Here is a 21,197-nt window from a genome sequence, read left to right as displayed (position 1 = left end):
AGGGGGACGGTCGCCGACCTATGTCGGTGACCGTCCCCCTTCGCGCGGGGCGCTTGCCTCAGTGGCCGGAGCCGATCCCCTCCTTGGCGTCCTTGTTGGACTTCCAGAGGGAGGCGACGGTCGTGACACCGAGGATGACGACGATGGCGCCGAGGGAGAAGACCGTCGAGATCTCCGGGACGCTCACGTGCTCGCCGCCGTTGATGAAGGGCAGCGTGTTCTCGTGGAGGGCGTGCAGGATGAGCTTGACGCCGATGAAGGCGAGCAGGACCGACAGGCCCAGGCTCATGTAGACCAGCTTCTTCAGCAGACCACCGATGAGGAAGTACAGCTGGCGCAGACCCATCAGGGCGAAGAGGTTGGCCGTCAGCACGATGTACGGCTCCTGGGTCAGGCCGTAGATCGCCGGGATCGAGTCGAGCGCGAAGAGCAGGTCGGTCATGCCGAGGGCAACCACGACGATGAACAGCGGGGTCGCGACCCGCTTGCCGTTCTCCTTCGTGAAGAGCTTGGAGGACCACTCGGTCGTGCTCGGCACGGTCCGCTGGAACCATTTGATGACCGCGTTGGGTTCCCAGTCCTCCTCTTCGTCGTGCTTCTCCGTCGCGAGGTTGATCGCGGTGTAGATGAGGAAGGCACCGAAGATGTAGAAGACCCAGGCGAACTGGTTGATGGCGGCTGCGCCGACGAAGATGAAGATCGTCCGCAGGACGATGGCGATGATGATGCCCCACAGCAGTGCGGTCTGCTGGAAGCGTCCCGGCACGCCGAACTTGGACATGATGATGATGAAGATGAACAGGTTGTCGACCGAGAGCGAGTACTCGGTCAGCCACCCGGCGAAGAACTCGGTGCCGCGGTCGCCGCCCTCCATGAGCCACAGACCGATGCCGAAGAGCACGGCAGCGGTCACGTAGATCCCAAGGATCGTGCCGACCTCCTTGTTGGAGGGGACGTGCGGGTTGCGAGCCACCCAGATGACGTCGAAGAGCAGCACCGCGGCGGCGACCCCGAGCGTGAGCAACCAGACCCATGTGGGCACGTCCATGGTGCCGCCGCTCATGATCGCCGGCTGGAGCGTGGAGATGGTGGTCAAGAGGAACCTTCCGGACAGGGGAAAAACGTCCGGAGGTCTCTCCCACCTGGCGTACAGGCCGCTGCCCCGGGCCGGCGGACCGACCGTGTTGACGAGACAGCGCTGGGGGGTACTCCCCTCCGCTGCCGCCAGTCTCTCACGACGGGCGCGCCCGCGGGCTCCATCGGCCACTCCCGGCGCGGCCGCCCTTCGCCGGGACTACCCGGTGGCGGCCGTCATCTGCCGCAACTCCTTCTTCAGGTCGCCGATCTCGTCACGCAGCCGGGCCGCGAGCTCGAAGTGCAGGTCCGTCGCCGCCTGGTGCATCTGGTCGGTGAGCTCCTGGATGAGGCGCGCCAGCTCGGTGGCCGGCAGGTCGCGCCCCCGCTCCGTGGTCTCCGCCGCCGGCTTGCCACCGCGGCCCTTGCCCCGGGACTGGCTGCGCCCGGACCCAAGGAGCTCGTCGGTGTCCGCGTCCTCGCGCTGGAGCATGTCGGTGATGTCCGCGATCTTCTTCCGCAGCGGCTGCGGGTCGATGCCACGCTCGCGGTTGTAGGCGATCTGCTTCTCCCGGCGGCGCTGGGTCTCGTCGAGCGCCTCCTGCATCGAGGGCGTCACCTTGTCGGCGTACATGTGGACCTGGCCCGAGACATTGCGGGCGGCGCGACCGATCGTCTGGATGAGCGAGCGGGCGCTGCGCAGGAAGCCCTCCTTGTCGGCGTCGAGGATGCTCACGAGGGACACCTCGGGCAGGTCGAGGCCCTCGCGCAGCAGGTTGATGCCGACGAGGACGTCGAACTCGCCGAGCCTCAGCTCGCGCAGCAGCTCCACCCGGCGCAGGGTGTCGATGTCGGAGTGGAGGTAGCGCACTCGAACCCCCTTGTCGAGGAGGTAGTCGGTGAGGTCCTCGGCCATCTTCTTCGTCAGCGTCGTGACGAGCACCCGCTCGTCCCGGTCGGCCCGCAGCCGGATCTCGTGGAGCAGGTCGTCGATCTGACCCTTGGTCGGCTTGAGGACGACCTCGGGGTCGACGAGCCCGGTCGGCCGGATGACCTGCTCGACGTGGCCGTCGGACTTGGCCATCTCGTAGTCGCCCGGCGTCGCGGAGAGGTAGACCGTCTGCCCGATCCGCTCGAGGAACTCCTCCCACGTGAGCGGTCGGTTGTCCATGGCGCTCGGCAGGCGGAAGCCGTGGTCGACGAGGGTGCGCTTGCGCGAGGCATCACCCTCGTACATCGCGCCGATCTGGGGGACGGTCTGGTGCGACTCGTCGATGACGAGCAGGAAGTCCTCGGGGAAGTAGTCGAGGAGGCAGTTGGGCGCCGAGCCGGGCAGGCGCCCGTCGATGTGCATCGAGTAGTTCTCGATCCCCGCGCAGCTGCCGACCTGGCGCATCATCTCGATGTCGTAGGTGGTGCGCATGCGCAGGCGCTGGGCCTCGAGCATCTTGCCCGACCGCTCCAGCTGCGCCAGCTGCTCCTCGAGCTCGGCCTCGATGCCGCTGATCGCCCGCTCCATCCGCTCCGGGCCGGCGACGTAGTGGGTCGCGGGGAAGATGTGCACCTGCTGCTCCTCGCGCACGACCTCTCCGGTCAGCGGGTGCAGGGTGTGCACCCGCTCGATCTCGTCGCCGAAGAACTCGATCCGGACGGCCAGCTCCTCGTAGACCGGGATGATCTCGACCGTGTCGCCGCGCACCCGGAAGGTGCCCCGGGTGAAGGCCAGGTCATTGCGCGTGTACTGCATCGTGACGAACTGCCGGAGCAGCTCGTCACGGTCGATCTCGGTCCCCACCTCCAGGGTGACCATCCGGTCGACGTACTCCTGCGGGGTGCCGAGGCCGTAGATGCACGACACGGAGGCCACCACGACCACGTCCCGCCGGGTGAGCAGACTGTTGGTCGCGGAGTGCCGCAGGCGCTCGACCTCCTCGTTGATCGAGCTGTCCTTCTCGATGTAGGTGTCGGTCTGCGGGACGTAGGCCTCGGGCTGGAAGTAGTCGTAGTAGCTGACGAAGTACTCGACCGCGTTGTTGGGGAGCAGCTCGCGGAACTCGTTGGCCAGCTGGGCCGCCAGCGTCTTGTTGGGCGCCATGACCAGGGTCGGCCGCTGGACCTCCTCGATGAGCCAGGCGGTCGTCGCCGACTTGCCGGTACCCGTGGCACCGAGCAGCACGATGTCCTGCTCCCCCGCCCGCACCCGGGAGGCGAGGTCGGCGATCGCGGTCGGTTGGTCCCCGGCCGGCTCGTACTCCGAGATGACCTCGAAGGGAGCCACCGTGCGTTGCAGATCGGTCACCGGGCGCATGACGACAACGGTAGGCCACCCCACCGACAACGCTCAGAAGTCGACCGGGTGCTCCGTCAGTCCCTCCCGCGCGTCGCCGCTGCGGATGGTGCGCCAGTGCCCGCCGGGCCCGCGTCGCAGGACCCACCGGCCCAGGTCCGCGACGGGCAGCAGCGCGGCCACGAGGGAGCGCACGGCCGCCTCGGCCTCGTCGTCCTCCTGCGCGTCATGGGTCGGCTCGACGAGGAAGCGCAGGTGGATCTGCGGCTGACCTCGCACGAGCTCGACGGACCGGTCCTCGACCCGGTGCCCGACCGCCAGCAGCTCCTCGGCCAGGGGCAGCAGCTCCTCGGGCGCCACTCCCGGGCGCACGCCGTGCACGTCGACCGCCGTGCGGTACGAGGGCACGTCAGTCGCCCCGTGCGGGCGCGGTCCACCCGGTCCGGGTGGCCCACGCCTCGATCCGCTCGTCCGCCGCCGCGAACCACGGCTCCTTCGCCTCCGCGTAGTCCGGTCGCGTCAACCCCTGCGTCACGAGCCGGTCCTTCTCGGCCCGGTAGTCCGCCCGGCCCGCCTCGTCCGCGCGCAGCCAGTCACGGAAGAGCAGTGCCCAGCGCCACCCCGGCGAACCCACCTCGCGCACGTGCACGTGGATCGGCACCGCGGGGTCGCACCCGAGGTGGTACCGCTTGGGCCACACTGCGCCGTCCTTGGCGACGTCCTCGGTGACGTGGTCGCGGCGGGGGTATCCCCCTTCGTCCATCGCGGCGCGGAAGTCCACGGAGTCCGCGTCGTCGAGCGACGCGACGCCGACCTGCAGGTCGAGGATCGGCTTGGCGTACATCGGGACGGCCGTCGAGCCGATGTGGTCGAGGGTGACGGCCAGCGGCCCCAAGCGGTGCCGCAGGCGGGCCAGCTCACGCTCCGCCTGGCCGGCCCACTCCGGGTCCGGCTCGCGCAGGTGCAGCTCGTGCGGCGCCCGCACCGGGGTGAGCGTCGCGAGGTTGTCGGCGAAGGGGGTCAATCGGTCCTGCCAGAGCCGGTCGACCCGGGCGAGCAGCTCCTCCGGCGCACCGTTGTTGTCGAGCAGGACGTCGGCGACGGCCCGACGCTGCGCGTCGTCCGCCTGGGCCGCGATGCGCGACCGGGCCTCCTCCTCGGGCATCCCCCGCAGCTCGACCAGCCGTCGGACCCGCTCCTCCTCGGCCGTGTCGACGACGACCACGAGGTGGTACTCCCCCGCCATGCGCTTCTCCACGAGCAGCGGCATGTCGTGCACGCCGACGGCGGTCCCCTCCCTCCGGGCCCGGGCGAAGCGCTCTGCCGTGCGCTGCCAGATCGCCGGGTGGGTGATCCCCTCGAGGTCCGCCAGCGCGTCGGGGTCGCCGAAGACGACCCGACCGAGCGCCGGTCGGTCGAGCGCGCCCTGCTCGGTGAAGACCTCGTCCCCGAAGCGCGCGCGGATCAGCTCCAGGGCCGGCTCCCCGGGCTCGACGACCTCGCGCGCGATGAGGTCGGCGTCGACGACGACCGCCCCGAGCTCGGCGAGCCTGCGCGAGACGGTCGACTTGCCCGACCCGATCCCGCCGGTGAGTCCGATGTGCAGCATGGGCCCGATCCTAGGTCGGGTCCCGAGGCTCGGCCGCGGGCGGCCTCACACCCCCACCTGCGCGGGGACGACGAAGGGGCGCCGCACCGGTTCGGTGCGACGCCCCTCCAGAGGTGCTGCTCGGGTCAGTTGCCCGTGAGCTTCTCGCGGAGCGCGGCCAGCGCCTCGTCGGAGGCCAGCGTGCCCTCGTTGGTCGGCGCCGGGGCACCCGCGCTCGGGGCGGGGGTGCTGTCGGAGCTGTACGAGGTCGCGGCGACGGACTCGGCGCCGCTCTCGGCGGCGGCAGCGTCGTCGGCCGCAGCCTTCTCGATCTGGGCGCGGTGGGCCTCCCAGCGGGCGTGCGCGTCGGCGTACTGCTTCTCCCACGCCTCACGCTGCGACTCGTAGCCCTCGAGCCACTCGTTGGTCTCCGGGTCGAAGCCCTCGGGGTACTTGTAGTTGCCCTGCTCGTCGTACTCGGCGGCCATGCCGTAGAGCGTCGGGTCGAACTCGGTGAGGTTGGCGCCGTCCTCGTTGGCCTGCTTGAGGCTCAGCGAGATGCGGCGACGCTCGAGGTCGATGTCGATGACCTTGACGAAGATCTCCTGGCCGACGTTGACGACCTGCTCCGGCAGCTCCACGTGGCGCTCGGCCAGCTCGGAGATGTGGACCAGACCCTCGATGCCGTCCTCGACACGCACGAACGCACCGAAGGGGACGAGTTTGGTGACCTTGCCCGGGACGACCTGACCGATCGCGTGGGTCCGGGCGAAGTGCTGCCACGGGTCCTCCTGCGTCGCCTTGAGCGACAGGGAGACACGCTCGCGGTCCATGTCGACGTCCAGGACCTCGACGGTGACCTCGTCGCCGACCTCGACGACCTCGGACGGGTGGTCGATGTGCTTCCAGGACAGCTCGGAGACGTGGACGAGACCGTCGACGCCACCGAGGTCCACGAAGGCACCGAAGTTGACGATCGAGGAGACGACGCCGGAGCGGACCTGCCCCTTCTGGAGCTCCTTGAGGAAGGTCGTGCGGACCTCGGACTGGGTCTGCTCGAGCCAGGCACGGCGCGACAGGACCACGTTGTTGCGGTTCTTGTCGAGCTCGATGATCTTGGCCTCGATCTCCTTGCCGACGTACGGCTGGAGGTCGCGGACGCGGCGCATCTCCACGAGGGAGGCGGGGAGGAAGCCACGCAGGCCGATGTCGAGGATGAGGCCACCCTTGACGACCTCGATGACGGTGCCGGTGACGACGCCGTCCTCCTCCTTGATCTTCTCGATGGTGCCCCAGGCGCGCTCGTACTGGGCGCGCTTCTTGGACAGGATGAGTCGGCCTTCCTTGTCCTCCTTCTGGAGGACGAGGGCCTCGACGCTGTCACCGACGGCGACGATCTCCGAGGGGTCGACGTCGTGCTTGATGGACAGCTCGCGCGAGGGGATGACGCCCTCGGTCTTGTAGCCGATGTCGAGAAGCACCTCGTCGCGGTCGACCTTGACGATGTGGCCCTCGACGATGTCGCCATCGTTGAAGTCCTTGATCGTCGCATCGATGGCGGCGAGAAGATCTTCCTCAGAGCCGATGTCGTTGATGGCGATCTGAGGGGCGGTCGTGTCGACCGTGCTGGCAGTCATGTAGTAGGAACTCCGATTGTGGACAGATGATCGTGCGGGACGGGTGCGACGCACCCGGGTGCCCGGGTGGGCACACAGATGTGCCCTGCCATCGTAGTGCGTCGGGGACGAAGGGAGCAAAGCCGGGTCGTCGACTAGCGTCCCGTCCATGGACGAGGGGCATGTCGAGTACTCCGAGGCGGTCACCCGCCGCGAGAGCGGCCAGGCCGAGACGGTCGCCGCCAACCGTGGTTGGTGGGACCGGGAGGCCGTGGACTACCTCGCCGAGCACGGCGGCTTCCTCGGCGATGCCGACCTCGTGTGGGGCCCGGAGGGCTGGTCCGAGGAGGAGCTGCGGATCCTCGGCGACCCAGACGCGCTGGCTGGCCGACGCGTCCTCGAGTTCGGCGGTGGTGCCGCCCAGGGCGGCCGGTGGTGCGCCGCCCGCGGCGCGCAGGTCGTTTCGTCGGACCTGTCCGCCGGCATGCTGGCCGCTGCCCGCCGGCTCGATGCCCGTACGGACGGCCCCGCTCCCCCGCTCGTCCAGGCCGACGCGACGCGACTGCCCTTCGCCGACGAGAGCTTCGACATCATCTTCTCGGCGTACGGCGCCACGCCCTTCGTGGCCGACTCCGCGGGTCTGATGCGCGAGCTGGCGCGCGTGCTGCGACCGGGCGGACTGCTCGCCTTCTCCACGTCGCACCCGATCCGGTGGGCCTTCCCCGACCTGCCGGGCCCGGAGGGGCTGACGGCCGACGGGTCGTACTTCGACGAGCGACCGTACGTCGAGGCGACCTGGGGAGAGGCCAGCTACGTCGAGCACCACCGCACCATGGGCCACCGCATCGCGGAGATCATCGACGCCGGGCTCGTGCTGCGGGCCCTGCACGAGCCCGAGTGGCCCCAGGACAACACCGAGACCTGGGGCGGCTGGTCACCCCTGCGCGGGGCGCACCTGCCGGGCACGGCGATCTTCGTGGCCGTCCGCCCCGGCCGGTAGCTGTTCCACTCCCACCGACAGTCCGCGTGGTCCGGGCGGGGGCACGCGCACGGCCGGCACCGCCGTGGCGGTGCCGGCCGGAGGGCGCGGCGGTGGTGGGGCCTCGTGCCGGCCCCACCGGCCGATCAGTGACCGCGCAGGTCGCGGCGCGGGGAGGTCTCGGCGTCCGGGTTGCTCGGGCCGAAGACCGGGTCGCCGTCGCGGTCGTCGGTGCGCACCGGCTCCGGGTCGCGGCGACGGCCGATGATCAGCGACAGGATCAGCCCGGCGAGGATGAGCAGGATCCCGAGGATCGTGAAGACGAGCGGGAAGGTCGTCTGCACCATGTTGAGCAGCGAGGACTTCGACTTGTACTCCTCGACGTTCTTGTCGACGGTCTCGGGCGTGAAGCGCGAGGTCGTCTCCAGGGCATTGAGGGTCTTGCCGTCGTGGCGGAACTCCTGCTTCTGCTCCTCGACGCGGTCGAGCACGACGCCCGTCACCGGGTCCACCCAGAAGGTGCGCTTGTTGGAGTAGTAGCGGTCGGCCGTGACGGCGGGCGCGTCCGGCTCCCCACCGAAGAGGTTGCCCGGCAGCTCACGCGAGGAGTACTTCGTGGTCGGCACCTCCTGGGTGAACTTGTAGACGTTCATGCCCTGAAGGTCCTCCTCGCCCTCGTACTTGACGGGGAAGGACTTGCCGACGGTGCTGTCCCACCACATGTAGGTGTCGACCGGCTGGGTGTCGAAGGGGAACTTCACGAGCAGGCCGTCACGCTTGACCTCTTCGCCGTTCTTGGACTCGCCGCAGCAGTTGATGGCCTCACCGGTGTGACGGTCGAAGACGAGCACCTCGGTGCTGCCGTCCATCGGGATGTTGTCACCGTTGTTGTCGCTGACCTGGCCGCTGTTCCACACCGCCACGTCGCGCCCGGTCTCCTCGGAGGCCTGCTCGGAGGCCTCCGGGTCGCCGATGATCCGCGCCGTGGTCGTCAGCTCGCCGCTGCCGGGCTCGACGTTGTCGGCGTCGAAGAACTCCGCATCGGGGTCCTGGACGACCTGCGTCGTGTTCTGGTCCAGCGGGACCACCGCCAGACGCGGGTAGGCATAGAACTTGAAGAGCAGTCCCATGGTGAGGATGAAGGCGCCGACGCCCATGATGATCGCCGGCAGCAGGAACTTGCGCACGAGAGAACCCTCCTTGGCCCTGAATAACTTACCGGACAGTAGCACCTCGTGAGCGGCGCCTCCGTTCGAGAGCAGCCTAGGGGACGTGGCCTTCCCCACGTCGGACATCGGCCGGTCCGGGACTCGCCCGGTACGGAGCGAGAAGTCGCGCGACGACGCGGTCGACCGGTGACTGCGGCCCGACCCGCTCTGCCCGCATCCCGAGACGCGACGCGGGATCCAGGTCGGTGGGCATGTCGCCGATCATCACGCTGCGCCGCGGGTCGGCCCACGGCGCCCGGGCGAGCACCTCGCGGAAGAGCCCGTCAAGCGGCTTGCGGCAGGAGCACTCGTCCCGGTCGTGGGGGCAGACCACGACGGCGTCGATGCGCCCCCCGGCGGGGGCGAGCAGCTCGGTGAGGCGTGCGTGGACGTCCACGAGGTCGTCCCGGTCCATCAGACCGCGGGCGATCCCCCGCTGGTTGGTGACGAGCACCACGGGAGCACCGATCCCGGAGAGGTCGGCGACCGCGGTGGTGACCCCGGGCAGCAGGACGAGGTCGTCGGGCCGGGTGACGTACCCGCCCTCGATGCGCACGTTGAGCGTCCCGTCACGGTCGAGCAGGACGAGGTCGAAGGGGGCGTCCGCCGCGGCCGCGGGCAGGACGTCCGGTCCGAACCACCACGGTCGCGGGGTCAGTTCCGCTCCTGCGCTGCCAGGTCCACGGCCTCGCACCATGCGTGGGCCCAGAGCATGTGGACCTCCTGGATCCGGGGGGTCTCGCTCGACGGGACGACGAGGAGGTGATCGGCCAGGTCGCCCTGACCGGCCCCCTTCGCCCCTGTCATGAGGATCGTCGCCAGGCCCCGGCGCCGGGCCTCGGCGAGCCCGGCGACGACATTGGGGCTCGTCCCCGAGGTCGACATGGCCAGCAGCACGTCCCCGGGACGGCCGAAGGCCTGGACCCCACGCAGGAAGACCTGGTCGAAGCCGTAGTCGTTGCCGATGGCCGTGAGCGACGAGTGCGACTCCGCGAGGCTGATGGCAGGCAGCGGGTGCCGGTCCTGGATGCACTTGCCGAGGAACTCCGCGGCCACGTGGCTGGCGATGGCGGCAGAGCCACCATTGCCGGCGACGAGCAGGGTGCCGCCGGAGAGCAAGGCGTCGACGACCATACGGCCCGCGGCCTCGACGCCGCCGCGCATCTCCGGGGCGGCGATCTGCTCGGCCAGGGTCGCCCACGCCGCGATCCCGGCGTCGAGCTGCCGGGTGACGAGGTCGGTCTGCGTGGAGGTCATGGCTGGCCCTTCCAGGTCGTGACGCCGTGCTTGGTGAAGGTGAACTCGGAGACGGAGAGCCCGAGGCGGATGAGCTCGTCGGCGACGAGGTGCCGCTTCTCGAACTCGCAGATGAAGATCATGTGCCCACCACCGCCCGCCCCGGTGACCTTGCCGCCGAGGGCACCGCACCCCAGGGCGACGTCGACCGCCTCGGAGATCAGCGGGGTGGTGATGCGCGAGGACATCCTCTGCTTCTCCTGCCACGCCTGGCCGAGGAGGTGACCGATCTCATCCACTCGGCCGCGCAGCAGGGCGACCCGCATGGCGTCGGCCAGGTCGCGCTGCGCCCTCAGCCCGGCCACCGCGTCCTCGTTGCCCGTCTCGTACCTGGAGACCTGGTCCTCGATGATGTGGTCGCTCACCCGGGTGCGACCGGTGTAGGCGAGCAGCATGTTGTGCTCGAGCTCGTGGACGGTGTCCGGGCGCACCCGCAGCGGGTTGACGACCACCGCCCCGTCGCGACGGAACTCCATGAAGTTGAACCCACCGAACGCGGCCGCGTACTGGTCCTGGTACCCGCCGGGGATCTGCAGGTCTTCCCGCTCGAGCCGGTAGGCCAGCTCGGCGATCGCGTGCGGCCCCAGGTCGAGCCCGCAGTGGCGCGCCACGAGGTCGATGACCGCCACCATGACGGCGCTGGAACTGCCGAGCCCCGAGCCGGGCGGCGCGTTGGTGTGGAGGAAGAGGTCGAACCCGTCGGAGCGGATGGCCCCCTCGAGCATCATGATGCGTGCGATGGCCGCCTTCGGCAGGTCGAGGGTGCCGTCGAGCACGAGGGGTGTGCCGACCTCGTAGCCGATGGAGGTGCCGTAGTCGTGTGACTCGACGGTGATGCGGCCGTCGTCGCGCGGCCGCAAGGTCGCGTAGGCGTAGCTGCCGATCGTCGCGCTGAGCACCGCTCCCCCTTCGCGCTCGGGGAAGGGGGCGACATCCGTCCCGCCACCGGCGAAACTGACCCGCAGGGGCGCGCGTGCTCGTAGGACGGGACGCACCGTCATGGAAGTCCTCTCCGCAAGGTGGGATCAGCGATTATTACTGCATGGTAGGTGACGACATGGGCACGGTAGCGGCTCGTCCGGCGCGGATCCCGGGGCTTGACCCCCTGCGCGCCGTGGCGGCCTGGCTCGTGCTGCTCTCGCACGTGGCCTTCTGGACCGGAGCGGGTGCCCACGGGACCGTGGGCGGCCTGGCCGTCCGCGGCGAGCTCGGCGTGGCGGTCTTCTTCGCGCTGTCCGCGTTCCTGCTGTCCGCCCCCTTCGTCCGGCGCGCGCTCGGCGGATCCGCGCGCTGGTCCGTCGGCCGCTACCTCGTGCGCCGCGCGGCCCGCATCCTGCCCGCCTACCTGCTCGCCCTGGCCGGGGTGCTCGCCGTCGCCGCGTACCTCGGCGGCGCAGCGGCCAGCGTGCTCGACGCACCGACCGTCCTCGTCCACCTCGTCATCGGCCAGGGGTGGACCGGCCGGACCTTCCAGTCGTTCACCCAGACCTGGAGCCTGACGACGGAGGTGACGTTCTACCTGCTCCTGCCCGTACTCGCGCTGGCAGTCGCCCCGCTCGTGCGGTCGGCCGAGCCACGGGTGGCGGCCCGGCGTCTGCTCCTGCTGTGCGCCGGGGTGGCGGTCGCCGGGCTCGCAGTGCAGTCGCTGTCCGCGTTGGTCCCCGACCCGCAGTGGTCCGGGGCGCTCACCACGAGCGCGGCCGGGCACGCGGCCTGGTTCGCCGTCGGTGTGGCCGTGACCGTGCTCGTCGAGGCCGAGCGGCTCGGTGTCCGGGTGAGCGCTCAACCGCTCCTCACGGTCCTGCGGACCAGTCCGGGGACCCTCGTCGTGCTCGCGCTCGTCGTGTGGCTCATCGCATCGACCCCCGTCGCGGGACCGCGGGGCATCGAGCCCTCGTCGGCCGCGGAGTCCCTCGTCGCCGAGCTGCTCTACGGGGTCGTCGCCGGCTGCCTCCTGCTGGCCGCGGTCTCCCCGGGCGTCACCGAGGCCATCGCCGCCTCGCCGCTCGCGGGTGCGGCGCGGTGGCTGGGCGACATCTCCTACGCCGTCTTCCTCTGGCACGTCCTCGTGCTGCAGGTGGTCTTCGCCGCGCTCGACCTGCGGCTCTTCGCGGCGCCCTTCGCTCCCGTCCTGCTGCTCGTGACCGTCGTCAGCGTGGGGCTGGGTCACCTGTCGTGGATCCTGCTGGAGTCGCCGGTGCTGGATCGGGCGCACCGCGACGCGGCCGCACCAGAGCCGCAACCAGCACCCCGAGCGTGACCGCACCGAGCAGCTGGGAGACGAGCGCCCCCGAGGACTGACGTTCGGCGACGCCGAGCACCGTCAGGGCGACGCCGGCGCCGGTGAGGACGACGGCCACCGCGGCTGCCCGCAGGCGCACCGGCAGCAGCGCACCTACGGCCGCGGCGACCATCCCGGCCCACCCGGCGACGAGGAGACCGACGAGCGCACCGCAGAGCACGGCGAGGACGAAGGGAAGGGGTCCCGGGGTCGTGGCCGACGCCGTCGGGCCGGGGGCCTCCGCGGTCGCCGCACCCGGGGCGTCCACCGGACCGGGGGCCCGTGCGGGGTCGCCGGCCGCGGAGGGCGCCGCGGCGCGGGCGGTATCGCGTCGCCGCAGGAGCAGCTCGAGGCCCGACCACAGGAGCAGCAGGGCGACGAGCGCGGCCCCGATCGCCAACGCCAGGCGGTGCGCACGGTTGGGGGCGAAGTCGACGACGACGCGGGTGGCGTCGCCCTCGGGGACGACGAAGCCCTGGCGCCACCCATCCACGGTGACCGGCTCGAGGCGGGCCCCGTCCTCGTCGGTGGCCTGCCACCCGGCGTTGGCACCCTGGGACAGGGCGAGGACGGCGTCGGCTCCGGCCCCCACGTCGAAGGTCCAGCGCCCGACGTGCTCGCGGCTGCTCGCCACCGACCGCGCAGGGGTGACGTCCTCGGCCGCCCATCCCGACGGGACGAGGGCGACCGTCTGGGGAACCAGACCGGCGACCGCACGCGCCGTGATCTCACCGTCGCCGGCCGGCAGGTCACCACACGCCGTGGCCGGCACCGCCTCGCCGGCGATGAGCGCCTGCCGCGGCGTGGTGAGGGCCAGCCCGATGCGGCCGTCGACGCGTCCGACCTCCCCGGCCTCGCTGCACGTCAGCTCGAGCGGTCCCGCCGGCCCAGCGAGGTCACCGACGCGTACGTCGGGGGCCGACCACGCCGCCCGACCGGGCGGCCGGGTGAAGGTCAGGGTCAGCTGCGTGGTCCGCTGGCGCGGGATCCGCAGGGTCGTGCCGCTCGGGACCACGTGCCGCTCGGAGTCGGTCGCCACGGTGACGGCACCGACGGCCCGGTCGAGGGTGATGGTCTCCACCCAGGTCGGCTCCCCGAGGTCGATGGCCAGGGTCGGCTCGGAGGTGCCCGCCGAGGGGCGCCAGCGGGTGTCGGGATCCCCGTCGAGCGCGGCCACCGGCCAGGTCGAGAGGTCCCGTCCGGCATCCGCGTCGGCGGGCGGCGTGCTGCCGGTCAGGCTCCACGGTGCGGCCACGGTCTCCTGACCGGCCGCGTCCGCGCGGGCCCGCACCGTGGCGGAGACGCGCGTCGCCGGCAAGGTGCCGACGTGACGGACGAGGTCGGACGGGTCCTCCCCCAGCTGCGGACCCGAGACGCTGCGCGGGTCCCGCGTCATGAGGACGGGTCCCGGCCCGGCGGGCACGGTCAGTCCCGTGCCGAGGGTCGATCCGTCGAGCTCGACCTCGCGCACACCGATCGGGCTCGGCCCGGCGTCGTCACCGGGCGCCGCGTCCTCACCCGTGAGGGTGATCGTGATCCGGTCACGCTCCGTGCCGTCGAGGGGCACGCGCCAGGTCATCGACCCCTCCGGGCGCTCGCCCTCGCTGCCGGCGGCCTCGACCTGCGCGAGCCGGCCGATCCCCGTGCCCCAGGCCTCGTGGACGTGGACGGCGTCGGGTCGACTGCCGGCGGGCAGGTCCAGGGTGATCGTCTGCGTGGACTCCCCGTCCCCGCTCAGCCACGAGGTCCGGGGGTCGCCGTCGAGCATCGCCGCCGGGCCGTGCCCGGCACCGCGCCAGTGGACGGCGAAGGGGTCCGCCGCGCTCGAGCTCGTCGTGATCGCGTCGAGTCCGTCGAGGAAGCGCGTGGTCCTGCCGATGGTGGCGTCGCCGCCGGGCGCCAGGTCACGCGTGCCCACGAGACCCGGCCGCGAGTCCTCGGGCGGCAGGGTGGGCCCGTGTGACCGTGCAGCAGGACGACCCGAGTTCATCGCCTGCCACCTCAGGGTGTCGCTGCGCACCTGCGCCCCGGCGCCGTCGGAGGTCGTGGTCAGCGCATCCGGGTCGAGCAGCCCGGCCGCGACGAGCGCGAACCACCCCTCCGGAGCTGCCGCGGTCGGGACGAGCCCACTGCTCGGCACCAGGGACACCGGCTCGGCGGGCTCGTCGAGACGCCACACGCTGACCCGGTCCGCCCCCTCTCCCACCGAGTGGGTGAGGGTGAACCCGGGGCTGCCGGCGAGCGTCGCGGCGACGCGCTGCGGATCCATCGCGCCCACATCGGGGTCGAGACCCCCGCGGACGACCACGCGGGAGACGCCGAGGCGTCTCAGTCCGGCCGCGAGCTGTGGCTGGCTGCGCCCGCTGGCCGTCAGCTGGTCGAGATGGTCGAGGACCCGGGTCGCTCCGGGATGGCCGAGCGGGGCCGCCGCACGCACGAGGACCGGCGAGGCGGCGAGCGCCCTCAGGGGCTCGTCGGTGAGACGCCCCCAGGTGAAGTCCGCGCTGCGGGCGCCCGGGAGCACGAGGGTCGTCCCGCCATCCGCGGCGGCCAGCTCGTCGACCTCGGCCGCGACCCCACGCCATGCCGTGGGCACGGCATCGGCCGCCCAGGCATCGCCCACGCGCGACGCCCACAGCGGGGAGAGGGAGCCCATGAGCGCCAGCACGGTCGTCGTGACGACGACCTGGCGAGCCACGGCACCCGCGCCGTCGACGATGCGCGTCGCCCAGTGGGCGAGCAGCCCGACGCCCAGCGCCAGGGGCAAACGGATGAGCAGGTCGGCCTTGTGCACGTTGCGGAAGGGGGCCAACGGCCCATCAAGCCATGCCTGCACCGTCGGCGCCAAGGGGCCCGAGGCCGACCCGCTGCGGCCCACGGCCATCACGACGACACCCACGACGACGAGCAGCAGCGCCCAGCGCGTCAGGTGGCGGCCGGCCCCGGTGGCCGGGTCTCCCCCTTCGTCCTGCGGCGCCGACCGCCGTCGCACGAGGCCCGCGAGGCCCAGGCCCGCCACCGTGGTCGTCGCGAGGATCCCGGTGACCGACTGGGCGAGCAGCCATCCGCTCTGCCACGTCGGGTGGTCACCGGCGGTGAGGATGTAGGCGATCCAGTGGTTGGCCCCCCGCAGCACATTGGTGACCGAGGCGACCGCGGTCGTCGTCGAGGCGAGCTCGATGTGGTCGAGGAAGGGATAGGAGTAGCGGCCGAGGACCAGGAGCGGCCCCAACCACCACGCCGCGCCCGCGGCGGCACCCACGCACCACCAGGCGAAGGTCCGCCACCGGCGGCGGCCGGCCGGAGCGAGCAGGATCCACGCGGCGGCCGGGACGAGCGCCACGAGGGAGACGGTCGCGTTGACCCCACCCAGGCAGGCGGCGAGCAGACCGGTACCGACCGCCATCCGGCGCCGGTCGGCGGGACCGGCGTCGGCCGCCACTCCCTTCGCCGCGAGGAGGACCAGCCAGGGCGCGAGCGCCTGGGGCCAGACCTCGACCGAGATCTCGGACAGCACGGTGAGGACCCGTGGCGAGAGGGCGAAGACGGCACCGACGAGCAGCGCCGGGATCGTGGGCAACCCGCCGACGCGACGGGCCAGCCGCTCGGCGCCGACGAAGGCGACGACGAGGATGAGCATCCACCAGACCCGCTGGGTCACCCAGCCGGGCACGCCGGCCGCGTCGCCGGCGAGGAAGAGCGGGCCCATCGGCCAGAGGTAGCCGTAGGCCTGGTTCTGCAGCTCACCGATGCCGGTGTGGTCGTTCCACGCCCACAGCGCCCGACCGAGGTAGCGCCCCGGCGAGATGACCAGGTCGCTCTTGGTGTCCGGCTGGAGCAGCCCCGGGGCGACGAGCCACGGGATGACGGCCACGAGCAGGGTGGCCGCGAGCCGCTGCAGCCGCTGCCGGGCCTGCTCGACCGCGGCCTGGAGCGGGCGCTCGTCGGTGCCGCCCGTCATCGCCGCCGCAGGATCAGCAGCAGGTTCCAGGTGACGACCTCACGCAGGCCGGGGACACGCAGGACGTGCGCGGCGACGTCGGGGAGATACCGCGGACGGGCCGCGAGGACCTCCGCGTCGGCCCCCTTCGCCCAGTCCAGGCCCTGGCGCACGCTCACCTTGTGGAGGGTCTCGCCGACCCGGTTCTTCGGCGGGTGGCCGTGCGTGCGCTCGTACCGCGCGATGGCGCGCTCCCCACCGAGCCAGTGCCACGGCGAGGTCTCGTGGCCGCCCCACGGCGAGAGCCAGTTGGTGTACGAGAGGAAGAGCAGACCTCCGGGGCGGGTGACCCGCAGGAGCTCGTCGGCCACCGCCTCCGGGTCGGCCACGTGCTCCCACATGTTGCTGGAGAAGACGACGTCGACGCTGCCGTCGGCGAAGGGCAGGCGCAGCGCGTCGCCGACGACGCCCCCGTCCCGGACCGACGCCACGGTGGCGTCGTGGTCGACCGGGACGTAGTGCGCGCCCGCGGACCGAAAGGCGCGGGCGAACTCGCTCGGCCCCGCCCCCACGTCCAAGACCGTCCGCCCCGCCAAGGGCGTGTGCTCCCGCAGCAGGTCGATCGAGTCACCCGCGAGCTCGGAGTAGAACCGCTCCGGGTCCGTCTGCTCGACGAGGAAAGACCTGAAGAGCCGCACCGATCGGCGGATGCCGCGGCGGCCGGGCTCGTCGCGGATCATCGGCTGCACCCCACCATCATGGACGACGGGCCAGCAGCTGCAGCGTGGGTCGGCTGCGGGGGCGCAGCGCCCGCTCGGCGAGGACGACCGGGATGCTCGCCACCGCCCCGGCGAGGACCGCCCGTGAGGCCAACACCCCGCGCGGACGCGGTCCCGGCCGCACCGCGCGGGCCACGCTCGCGGCATCGACGCTCAGGCTGTCCAGGAGCAGCCGGCGGACCTCGACGTCGACGAAGCCGGCCGCCTCCGCCGCCCTGGCCAGGGAGTCGGCGGTGAAGAAGCGCACGTGGGTCGGGTCCTCGAGCATCCACCAGGCCGCCCCGTACCGCTCGACCCCGCTGCTGTCGCCGGCCGGCGTCAGGAAGCTGGCGGTGCCCCCGGGGCGCAGCAGCTCGAGCGAGGAGCGCAGGGCGGCGTGCGGGTCGACCACGTGCTCCAGGACGTGGATGCCGTAGACGAGGTCCTGGTCGCCAGGCAGCCCCGACGTGTCCTCGATCCCCCCGACCCGCAGGTCGCCACGCTCCCGGACGACCTCGTCGACCCCGATGCCGAGCTGGTCCGGGTCCACGCCGGCCACCCGGGCACCGTCGTCGAGGAACCGTCGCAGCATCGAGCCGCTGCCGTAGCCGACCTCGAAGACGCGCCCCGGGACACCATCGCGGACGAGCTCCCGATAGGTCAGCCCCAGGCGGATGCGGTCGAGAGTGGGCTCGCCGCCGTAGGCCAGGTCGCGGTGGTCGGCCGGACACCGCTCGAGGTCCCGCTCGAGATGGCCGCAGCGCTCGCACCGCTCCACGACGCACCCACCCCGGATCGCCTGCCCGCGGACCACGGCTCCACACACCTCACATGTGATGTCGGGCGCCTGTCCTACCGTTCGGTAACTCACGGCGCTACCCTATCCGTCGGTGCCGCGACATCCGCGGCGCCGGCGAGGAGTGACGAATGACTCAGGGCACGTCCACCCCGACGGACAGCCTTCGGGTGCTCTACCTGTCGTGGCGCGACCGCGAGAACCCGGAGGCCGGCGGCGCCGAGACCTTCACCGAGCGGACCTCCGAGGTCCTGACCCAGGCAGGTCACGAGGTGACGATCTTCACCGCCTCCTACCCGGGTGCCAGCCCGCGCACGCAGCACGGCGACGTGCAGGTGGTGCGACGGGGCTCGAAGTTCAGCGTCTACCTCCACGGCATGTGGCACGTCCTGCGCCACAGTCGTGACTACGACATCGTCCTCGACGTGCAGAACGGCGTGCCCTTCTGGTCGCCGCTCGTCAGCCGGGTGCCCGTCATCAACATCGTCCACCACGTGCACCGCGACCAGTGGGGTGCGGTCTTCGGGCGCAGGATCGCCCGTCTGGGCTGGTTCCTCGAGTCACGGGTGGCCCCCTTCGTCTACCGGCGCAGCCGCTACGTCACGGTCTCGAAGTCGACCCGCTCCGAGCTCGAGGAGCTGGGTGTCGACCCCGAGCGCGTGGACCTCGTCTACTCGGGCAATGACCGGCCCGATGATCTCGACCACTACGCCCGCCTCGAGCGCACCGAGACGCCGACGATGCTCTTCCTCGGTCGGCTCGTGCCGCACAAGCACGTCGAGCAGGCCGTCGACATCCTCGCCTCCCGCGCCGCGAGCCACCCCGACCTGGAGCTGCACGTCGTCGGCGGTGGCTACTGGGAGGACGCCATCGCGCAGCACGCGCAGGCCAGGGGCGTCGCTGACCGTGTCCACCTGCACGGGTTCGTCGAGGAGGCGCGCAAGCACGAGCTGCTCGCCCGCGCCTGGGTCGTCGTCATGCCCTCGCACAAGGAGGGCTGGGGGCTGACGATCGTGGAGGCCGGGCTCCACGCCACGCCGGCCGTCGCCTACAGCTTCGCCGGGGGCCCCAGCGAGTCGATCGTGCACGGCCGCACCGGTCTGCTCGCCGACTCCGCCCGCGAGTTCGAGGAGCACGTCATCACCCTCGTCGACGACGCCGTGCTGCGGCGCTCCCTCGGGCGGACCGCCCGTCTGTACGCGAGCTCCTTCGACTGGGTCCGGGCCGGCCACCGTCTGGAGTCGGTCATCCGCTCCGTCCTGGGCCTCACCGACCGCTACCGCGACGACGTCATCGACCTCGACGCACTCATCGCCTCGCGCGCGGACGCCGCGCCGACCGAACGTGAGGACGAGCTCGAGGCCGTCGCCTCCTGACACCCGGCCCCGGGTACGACGAAGGGGGCGTCCGCTCGATCGAGCGGACGCCCCCTTCGTGGGGTCGTGGGCAGGTCAGCTGTTGTAGTTGATGACCTGCTGGTTCTCCTGGGGCATCTCGGCGCCACTCTGCACCTGCACGATGCCGAAGATGGCCAGACCGGCCAGGAGCGCGCCGAGGACGGTACCGCCGACGTTGTAGGCGATCTTCTTCGAGCCGTCGTTGTTCACTGGCTGTCCTCCATGAGCGGATTCGGGTCGGGACCACTCTATACCGGCCGGTCACTTGGGGCGAGTCGGTCCCCCGTGTCGCGTACGTCTCACCCGCGACGGCTGCGCAGGGCCAGGACGATCGACACCACCACCGCCAGCCCGGTGCCGAGGAGACCGAGCGCGCGCAGCCGGTCCGGCGGCGGCTGGGAGATGGCGACCGGACCGAGGTCGTGCACGGCCAGGTCACCGACGGTTCTCGACGGTGTCCCGGACAGATCGGGGACGGTCCCCGGCGGAGCGGGCTGGTCCAGCTGGACGACCACCCACCGCACGCCGAGCGAGCGCAGCACAGCGAGGGTGTCCCCGTCGTCGGCGAGGGAGCGGGTCACCCGCGCGGCTGCCGGGTCCTCGCCGGCGACGGTGCGCTCGCGCAGGGCCAGTCGGTCGTCGGAGACCACCCGCTGTGGCAGGAGGCGGTTCCACGCGTCGAGGACGACCCGGTCGTCGTTCCACTCGTATCGCCGGTAGGTCGACCACGGGAAGACGGCCACGGCCTCGCCGGACGCGGCGAGCCGGTCGCTCACGGTGCGCACCTCCGGCGGGTAGTCGACGCTCCCCCAGGCACCGGCGTGGCCCCAGGCGAGCGAAGGGAGGGTGGCCACCGGCCACAGGGCGGCCAGCACGAGCGGCAGGCGGGGCAGGCCCCGCTCCACCGCCCGGTCGACGACGACCGCGGTGGCGACGACGAGCAGCAGGACCCACAGCACGACGAACTTCTGCCCGTCACGCAGCAGGCCACCGCCCGGGACGTGCACGACGACCGTCTCGACGAGCCCGCGCCCCCCGGGCAGGGCCGCGAGTGCCGCAAGGAGCAGTCCGACGCAGCCGGCGACGGTGGCGCCCCGGGTGAGTGGGGCCTGCCACCACTCGGGGCGACGCAGTGCGAGGACCAGGACGAGTGCGACGGCGATCAGGGCCGCGGTCGCCAGCGGCCAGGTCGTGCGCTCGACGAACCAGGTGCGGTCGTTCCACAGCCCGCCTCCGAGGACGAGCGATCCGACGACGCCGAAGGGGGTGTCCGCCCCGGACGCGAACGCCGCGGCTCCCCCGGCGTCCGCCGAGCGGGAGGCAGCCCGCAGGAAGGGCCACCACCACGCAGCATTGGCCAGCAGCGCCACGCCGCCCACGAGGGCGACGTCCCTGACGCGGCGTGCCGCTGGGCGGGTGGCGACGAGGACGGTGACGCCGGCCAGGAGGGCCGCCAGCACGCCGGGTGTCGAGCCGCCCAGTGCCGCGGCGGTCAGGGATGCCACGAGCAGGGCCCTCCCTCGCCGCTCGTCGGTGCGCGCGGCCCCCTGCAGCACCCACGGCAGGAGCGCTGCACCCACGAGGTAACCCCAATGGCCGATGCCCAGCCGCTCGCCCACCCAGGGGTTCCACGACCACAGCGCCGCGGCGGCTGCGGCACCGGGCAGCGACCGGGCCAACCGACCGGCTCCTGCCCCGCCGATGACGAAGGCACCGAGCAGGACGAGCTTCTGCACCAGCCACCCGGGCAGCAGCAACCCGAGCAGCGCGACGACGAGGTCGTTGGGCACGGCCCGAGGCACGCTCCCGTCGGCGCCGAGCGTCCGCGCCGACAGCGGGAGGTCGGGGACGAAGACGAGGTCGTAGTGGAGGGTGTAGCCGGGCGCCAGGGAGGGGCCGAGGACGAGCAGACCCAGCAGGCCCCCGACGGCCGCACCGACGGTCCCGGGGCGCGCGACCCCCTTCGTCAGCGACACG

General features: G+C 72.0%; 17 protein-coding genes. 3 read left to right on the top strand and 14 right to left on the bottom strand.

The features are described 5' to 3' along the window. Positions 1-58: 58 nt before the first annotated feature. The 5 genes from JAN01S_RS03530 to rpsA all read right to left on the bottom strand — a co-directional run bounded on the left by JAN01S_RS03530 (position 59) and on the right by rpsA (position 6,586). Positions 59-1,048, bottom strand: coding sequence for a TerC family protein (locus JAN01S_RS03530; protein WP_068313806.1), 990 nt, complete (start codon positions 1,046-1,048; stop codon positions 59-61). Positions 1,049-1,294: 246 nt separating this feature from the next. Then, positions 1,295-3,382, bottom strand: a complete 2,088-nt coding sequence (uvrB, locus tag JAN01S_RS03525) for an excinuclease ABC subunit UvrB (protein ID WP_068313769.1) — start codon at positions 3,380-3,382, stop codon at positions 1,295-1,297. Positions 3,383-3,415: 33 nt separating this feature from the next. Then, positions 3,416-3,769: a hypothetical protein gene (locus JAN01S_RS03520; protein WP_068313766.1), complete on the bottom strand. Its 354-nt coding sequence runs from the start codon at positions 3,767-3,769 to the stop codon at positions 3,416-3,418. Between the two features lies 1 nt (position 3,770). Continuing rightward, complete coding sequence (coaE, locus tag JAN01S_RS03515) at positions 3,771-4,970, bottom strand: dephospho-CoA kinase (RefSeq protein WP_068313763.1); 1,200 nt, start codon at positions 4,968-4,970, stop codon at positions 3,771-3,773. Positions 4,971-5,095: 125 nt separating this feature from the next. Continuing rightward, on the bottom strand, positions 5,096-6,586 hold the full coding sequence (rpsA, locus tag JAN01S_RS03510; RefSeq protein WP_068313759.1) for a 30S ribosomal protein S1: 1,491 nt from the start codon (positions 6,584-6,586) through the stop codon (positions 5,096-5,098). Positions 6,587-6,734: 148 nt separating this feature from the next. Between rpsA and JAN01S_RS03505 the strand changes: the two genes are divergently transcribed. Next, entirely contained in the window at positions 6,735-7,565 is an 831-nt protein-coding gene (locus tag JAN01S_RS03505; RefSeq protein WP_068313756.1) for a class I SAM-dependent methyltransferase, read from the top strand. A gap of 125 nt (positions 7,566-7,690) precedes the next feature. Here JAN01S_RS03505 and pgfA read toward each other — a convergent pair whose 3' ends face one another. The 4 genes from pgfA to JAN01S_RS03485 all read right to left on the bottom strand — a co-directional run bounded on the left by pgfA (position 7,691) and on the right by JAN01S_RS03485 (position 11,049). Continuing rightward, positions 7,691-8,731: a cell envelope lipid trafficking protein PgfA gene (gene pgfA, locus JAN01S_RS03500; protein WP_068313753.1), complete on the bottom strand. Its 1,041-nt coding sequence runs from the start codon at positions 8,729-8,731 to the stop codon at positions 7,691-7,693. Between the two features lie 76 nt (positions 8,732-8,807). Further along, positions 8,808-9,449, bottom strand: a complete 642-nt coding sequence (locus JAN01S_RS03495) for a D-glycero-alpha-D-manno-heptose-1,7-bisphosphate 7-phosphatase (protein WP_068313748.1) — start codon at positions 9,447-9,449, stop codon at positions 8,808-8,810. Next, positions 9,407-10,009, bottom strand: a complete 603-nt coding sequence (locus JAN01S_RS03490; RefSeq protein WP_068313745.1) for a D-sedoheptulose-7-phosphate isomerase — start codon at positions 10,007-10,009, stop codon at positions 9,407-9,409. Before JAN01S_RS03490 ends, JAN01S_RS03495 begins: the two co-directional genes overlap by 43 nt. Beyond that, positions 10,006-11,049 (bottom strand): GHMP family kinase ATP-binding protein, encoded by a 1,044-nt coding sequence (locus JAN01S_RS03485; protein WP_068313741.1) that lies wholly within the window; start codon positions 11,047-11,049, stop codon positions 10,006-10,008. Before JAN01S_RS03485 ends, JAN01S_RS03490 begins: the two co-directional genes overlap by 4 nt. Before the next feature lie 56 nt (positions 11,050-11,105). Here JAN01S_RS03485 and JAN01S_RS16500 point away from each other — a divergent pair, with 56 nt between their 5' ends. After that, positions 11,106-12,308 carry an acyltransferase family protein gene (locus JAN01S_RS16500; RefSeq protein WP_169797159.1) on the top strand — a complete coding sequence of 401 codons (1,203 nt, stop codon included), beginning with the start codon at positions 11,106-11,108 and terminating at the stop codon, positions 12,306-12,308. Here JAN01S_RS16500 and JAN01S_RS03475 read toward each other — a convergent pair. The 3 genes from JAN01S_RS03475 to JAN01S_RS03465 are packed head-to-tail and all read right to left on the bottom strand — an operon-like array spanning position 12,199 to position 17,841. After that, entirely contained in the window at positions 12,199-16,290 is a 4,092-nt protein-coding gene (locus tag JAN01S_RS03475) for an alpha-(1->3)-arabinofuranosyltransferase domain-containing protein (protein WP_068313734.1), read from the bottom strand. The genes JAN01S_RS16500 and JAN01S_RS03475 overlap by 110 nt on opposite strands. Further along, positions 16,287-17,009, bottom strand: coding sequence for a class I SAM-dependent methyltransferase (locus tag JAN01S_RS03470; RefSeq protein ID WP_068313802.1), 723 nt, complete (start codon positions 17,007-17,009; stop codon positions 16,287-16,289). Before JAN01S_RS03470 ends, JAN01S_RS03475 begins: the two co-directional genes overlap by 4 nt. 16 nt (positions 17,010-17,025) lie before the next feature. Further along, positions 17,026-17,841: a class I SAM-dependent methyltransferase gene (locus JAN01S_RS03465; protein ID WP_244884742.1), complete on the bottom strand. Its 816-nt coding sequence runs from the start codon at positions 17,839-17,841 to the stop codon at positions 17,026-17,028. A 113-nt stretch (positions 17,842-17,954) separates the two neighbouring features. On the opposite strand from JAN01S_RS03465, the gene JAN01S_RS03460 reads away from it, so the two are divergent. Beyond that, entirely contained in the window at positions 17,955-19,199 is a 1,245-nt protein-coding gene (locus tag JAN01S_RS03460) for a glycosyltransferase family 4 protein (RefSeq protein ID WP_068313728.1), read from the top strand. A 75-nt stretch (positions 19,200-19,274) separates the two neighbouring features. On the opposite strand, the gene JAN01S_RS16805 is transcribed toward JAN01S_RS03460, so the two are convergent. Together JAN01S_RS16805 and JAN01S_RS03455 are read right to left on the bottom strand one after the other, a co-directional pair. Continuing rightward, positions 19,275-19,430: a hypothetical protein gene (locus JAN01S_RS16805; RefSeq protein WP_157075579.1), complete on the bottom strand. Its 156-nt coding sequence runs from the start codon at positions 19,428-19,430 to the stop codon at positions 19,275-19,277. An 89-nt stretch (positions 19,431-19,519) separates the two neighbouring features. After that, a complete protein-coding gene (locus JAN01S_RS03455) occupies positions 19,520-21,196 on the bottom strand; it encodes an MmpA family trehalose lipid delivery protein (protein WP_068313725.1) in 1,677 nt (558 codons plus the stop codon). Between the last annotated feature and the right edge of the window lies 1 nt (position 21,197).

The sequence above is a fragment of the Janibacter anophelis NBRC 107843 genome, from assembly GCF_001570945.1.
In the GTDB taxonomy this organism is placed as follows: domain Bacteria; phylum Actinomycetota; class Actinomycetes; order Actinomycetales; family Dermatophilaceae; genus Janibacter; species Janibacter anophelis.
This window is presented reverse-complemented; position numbering and strand designations above follow the sequence as displayed.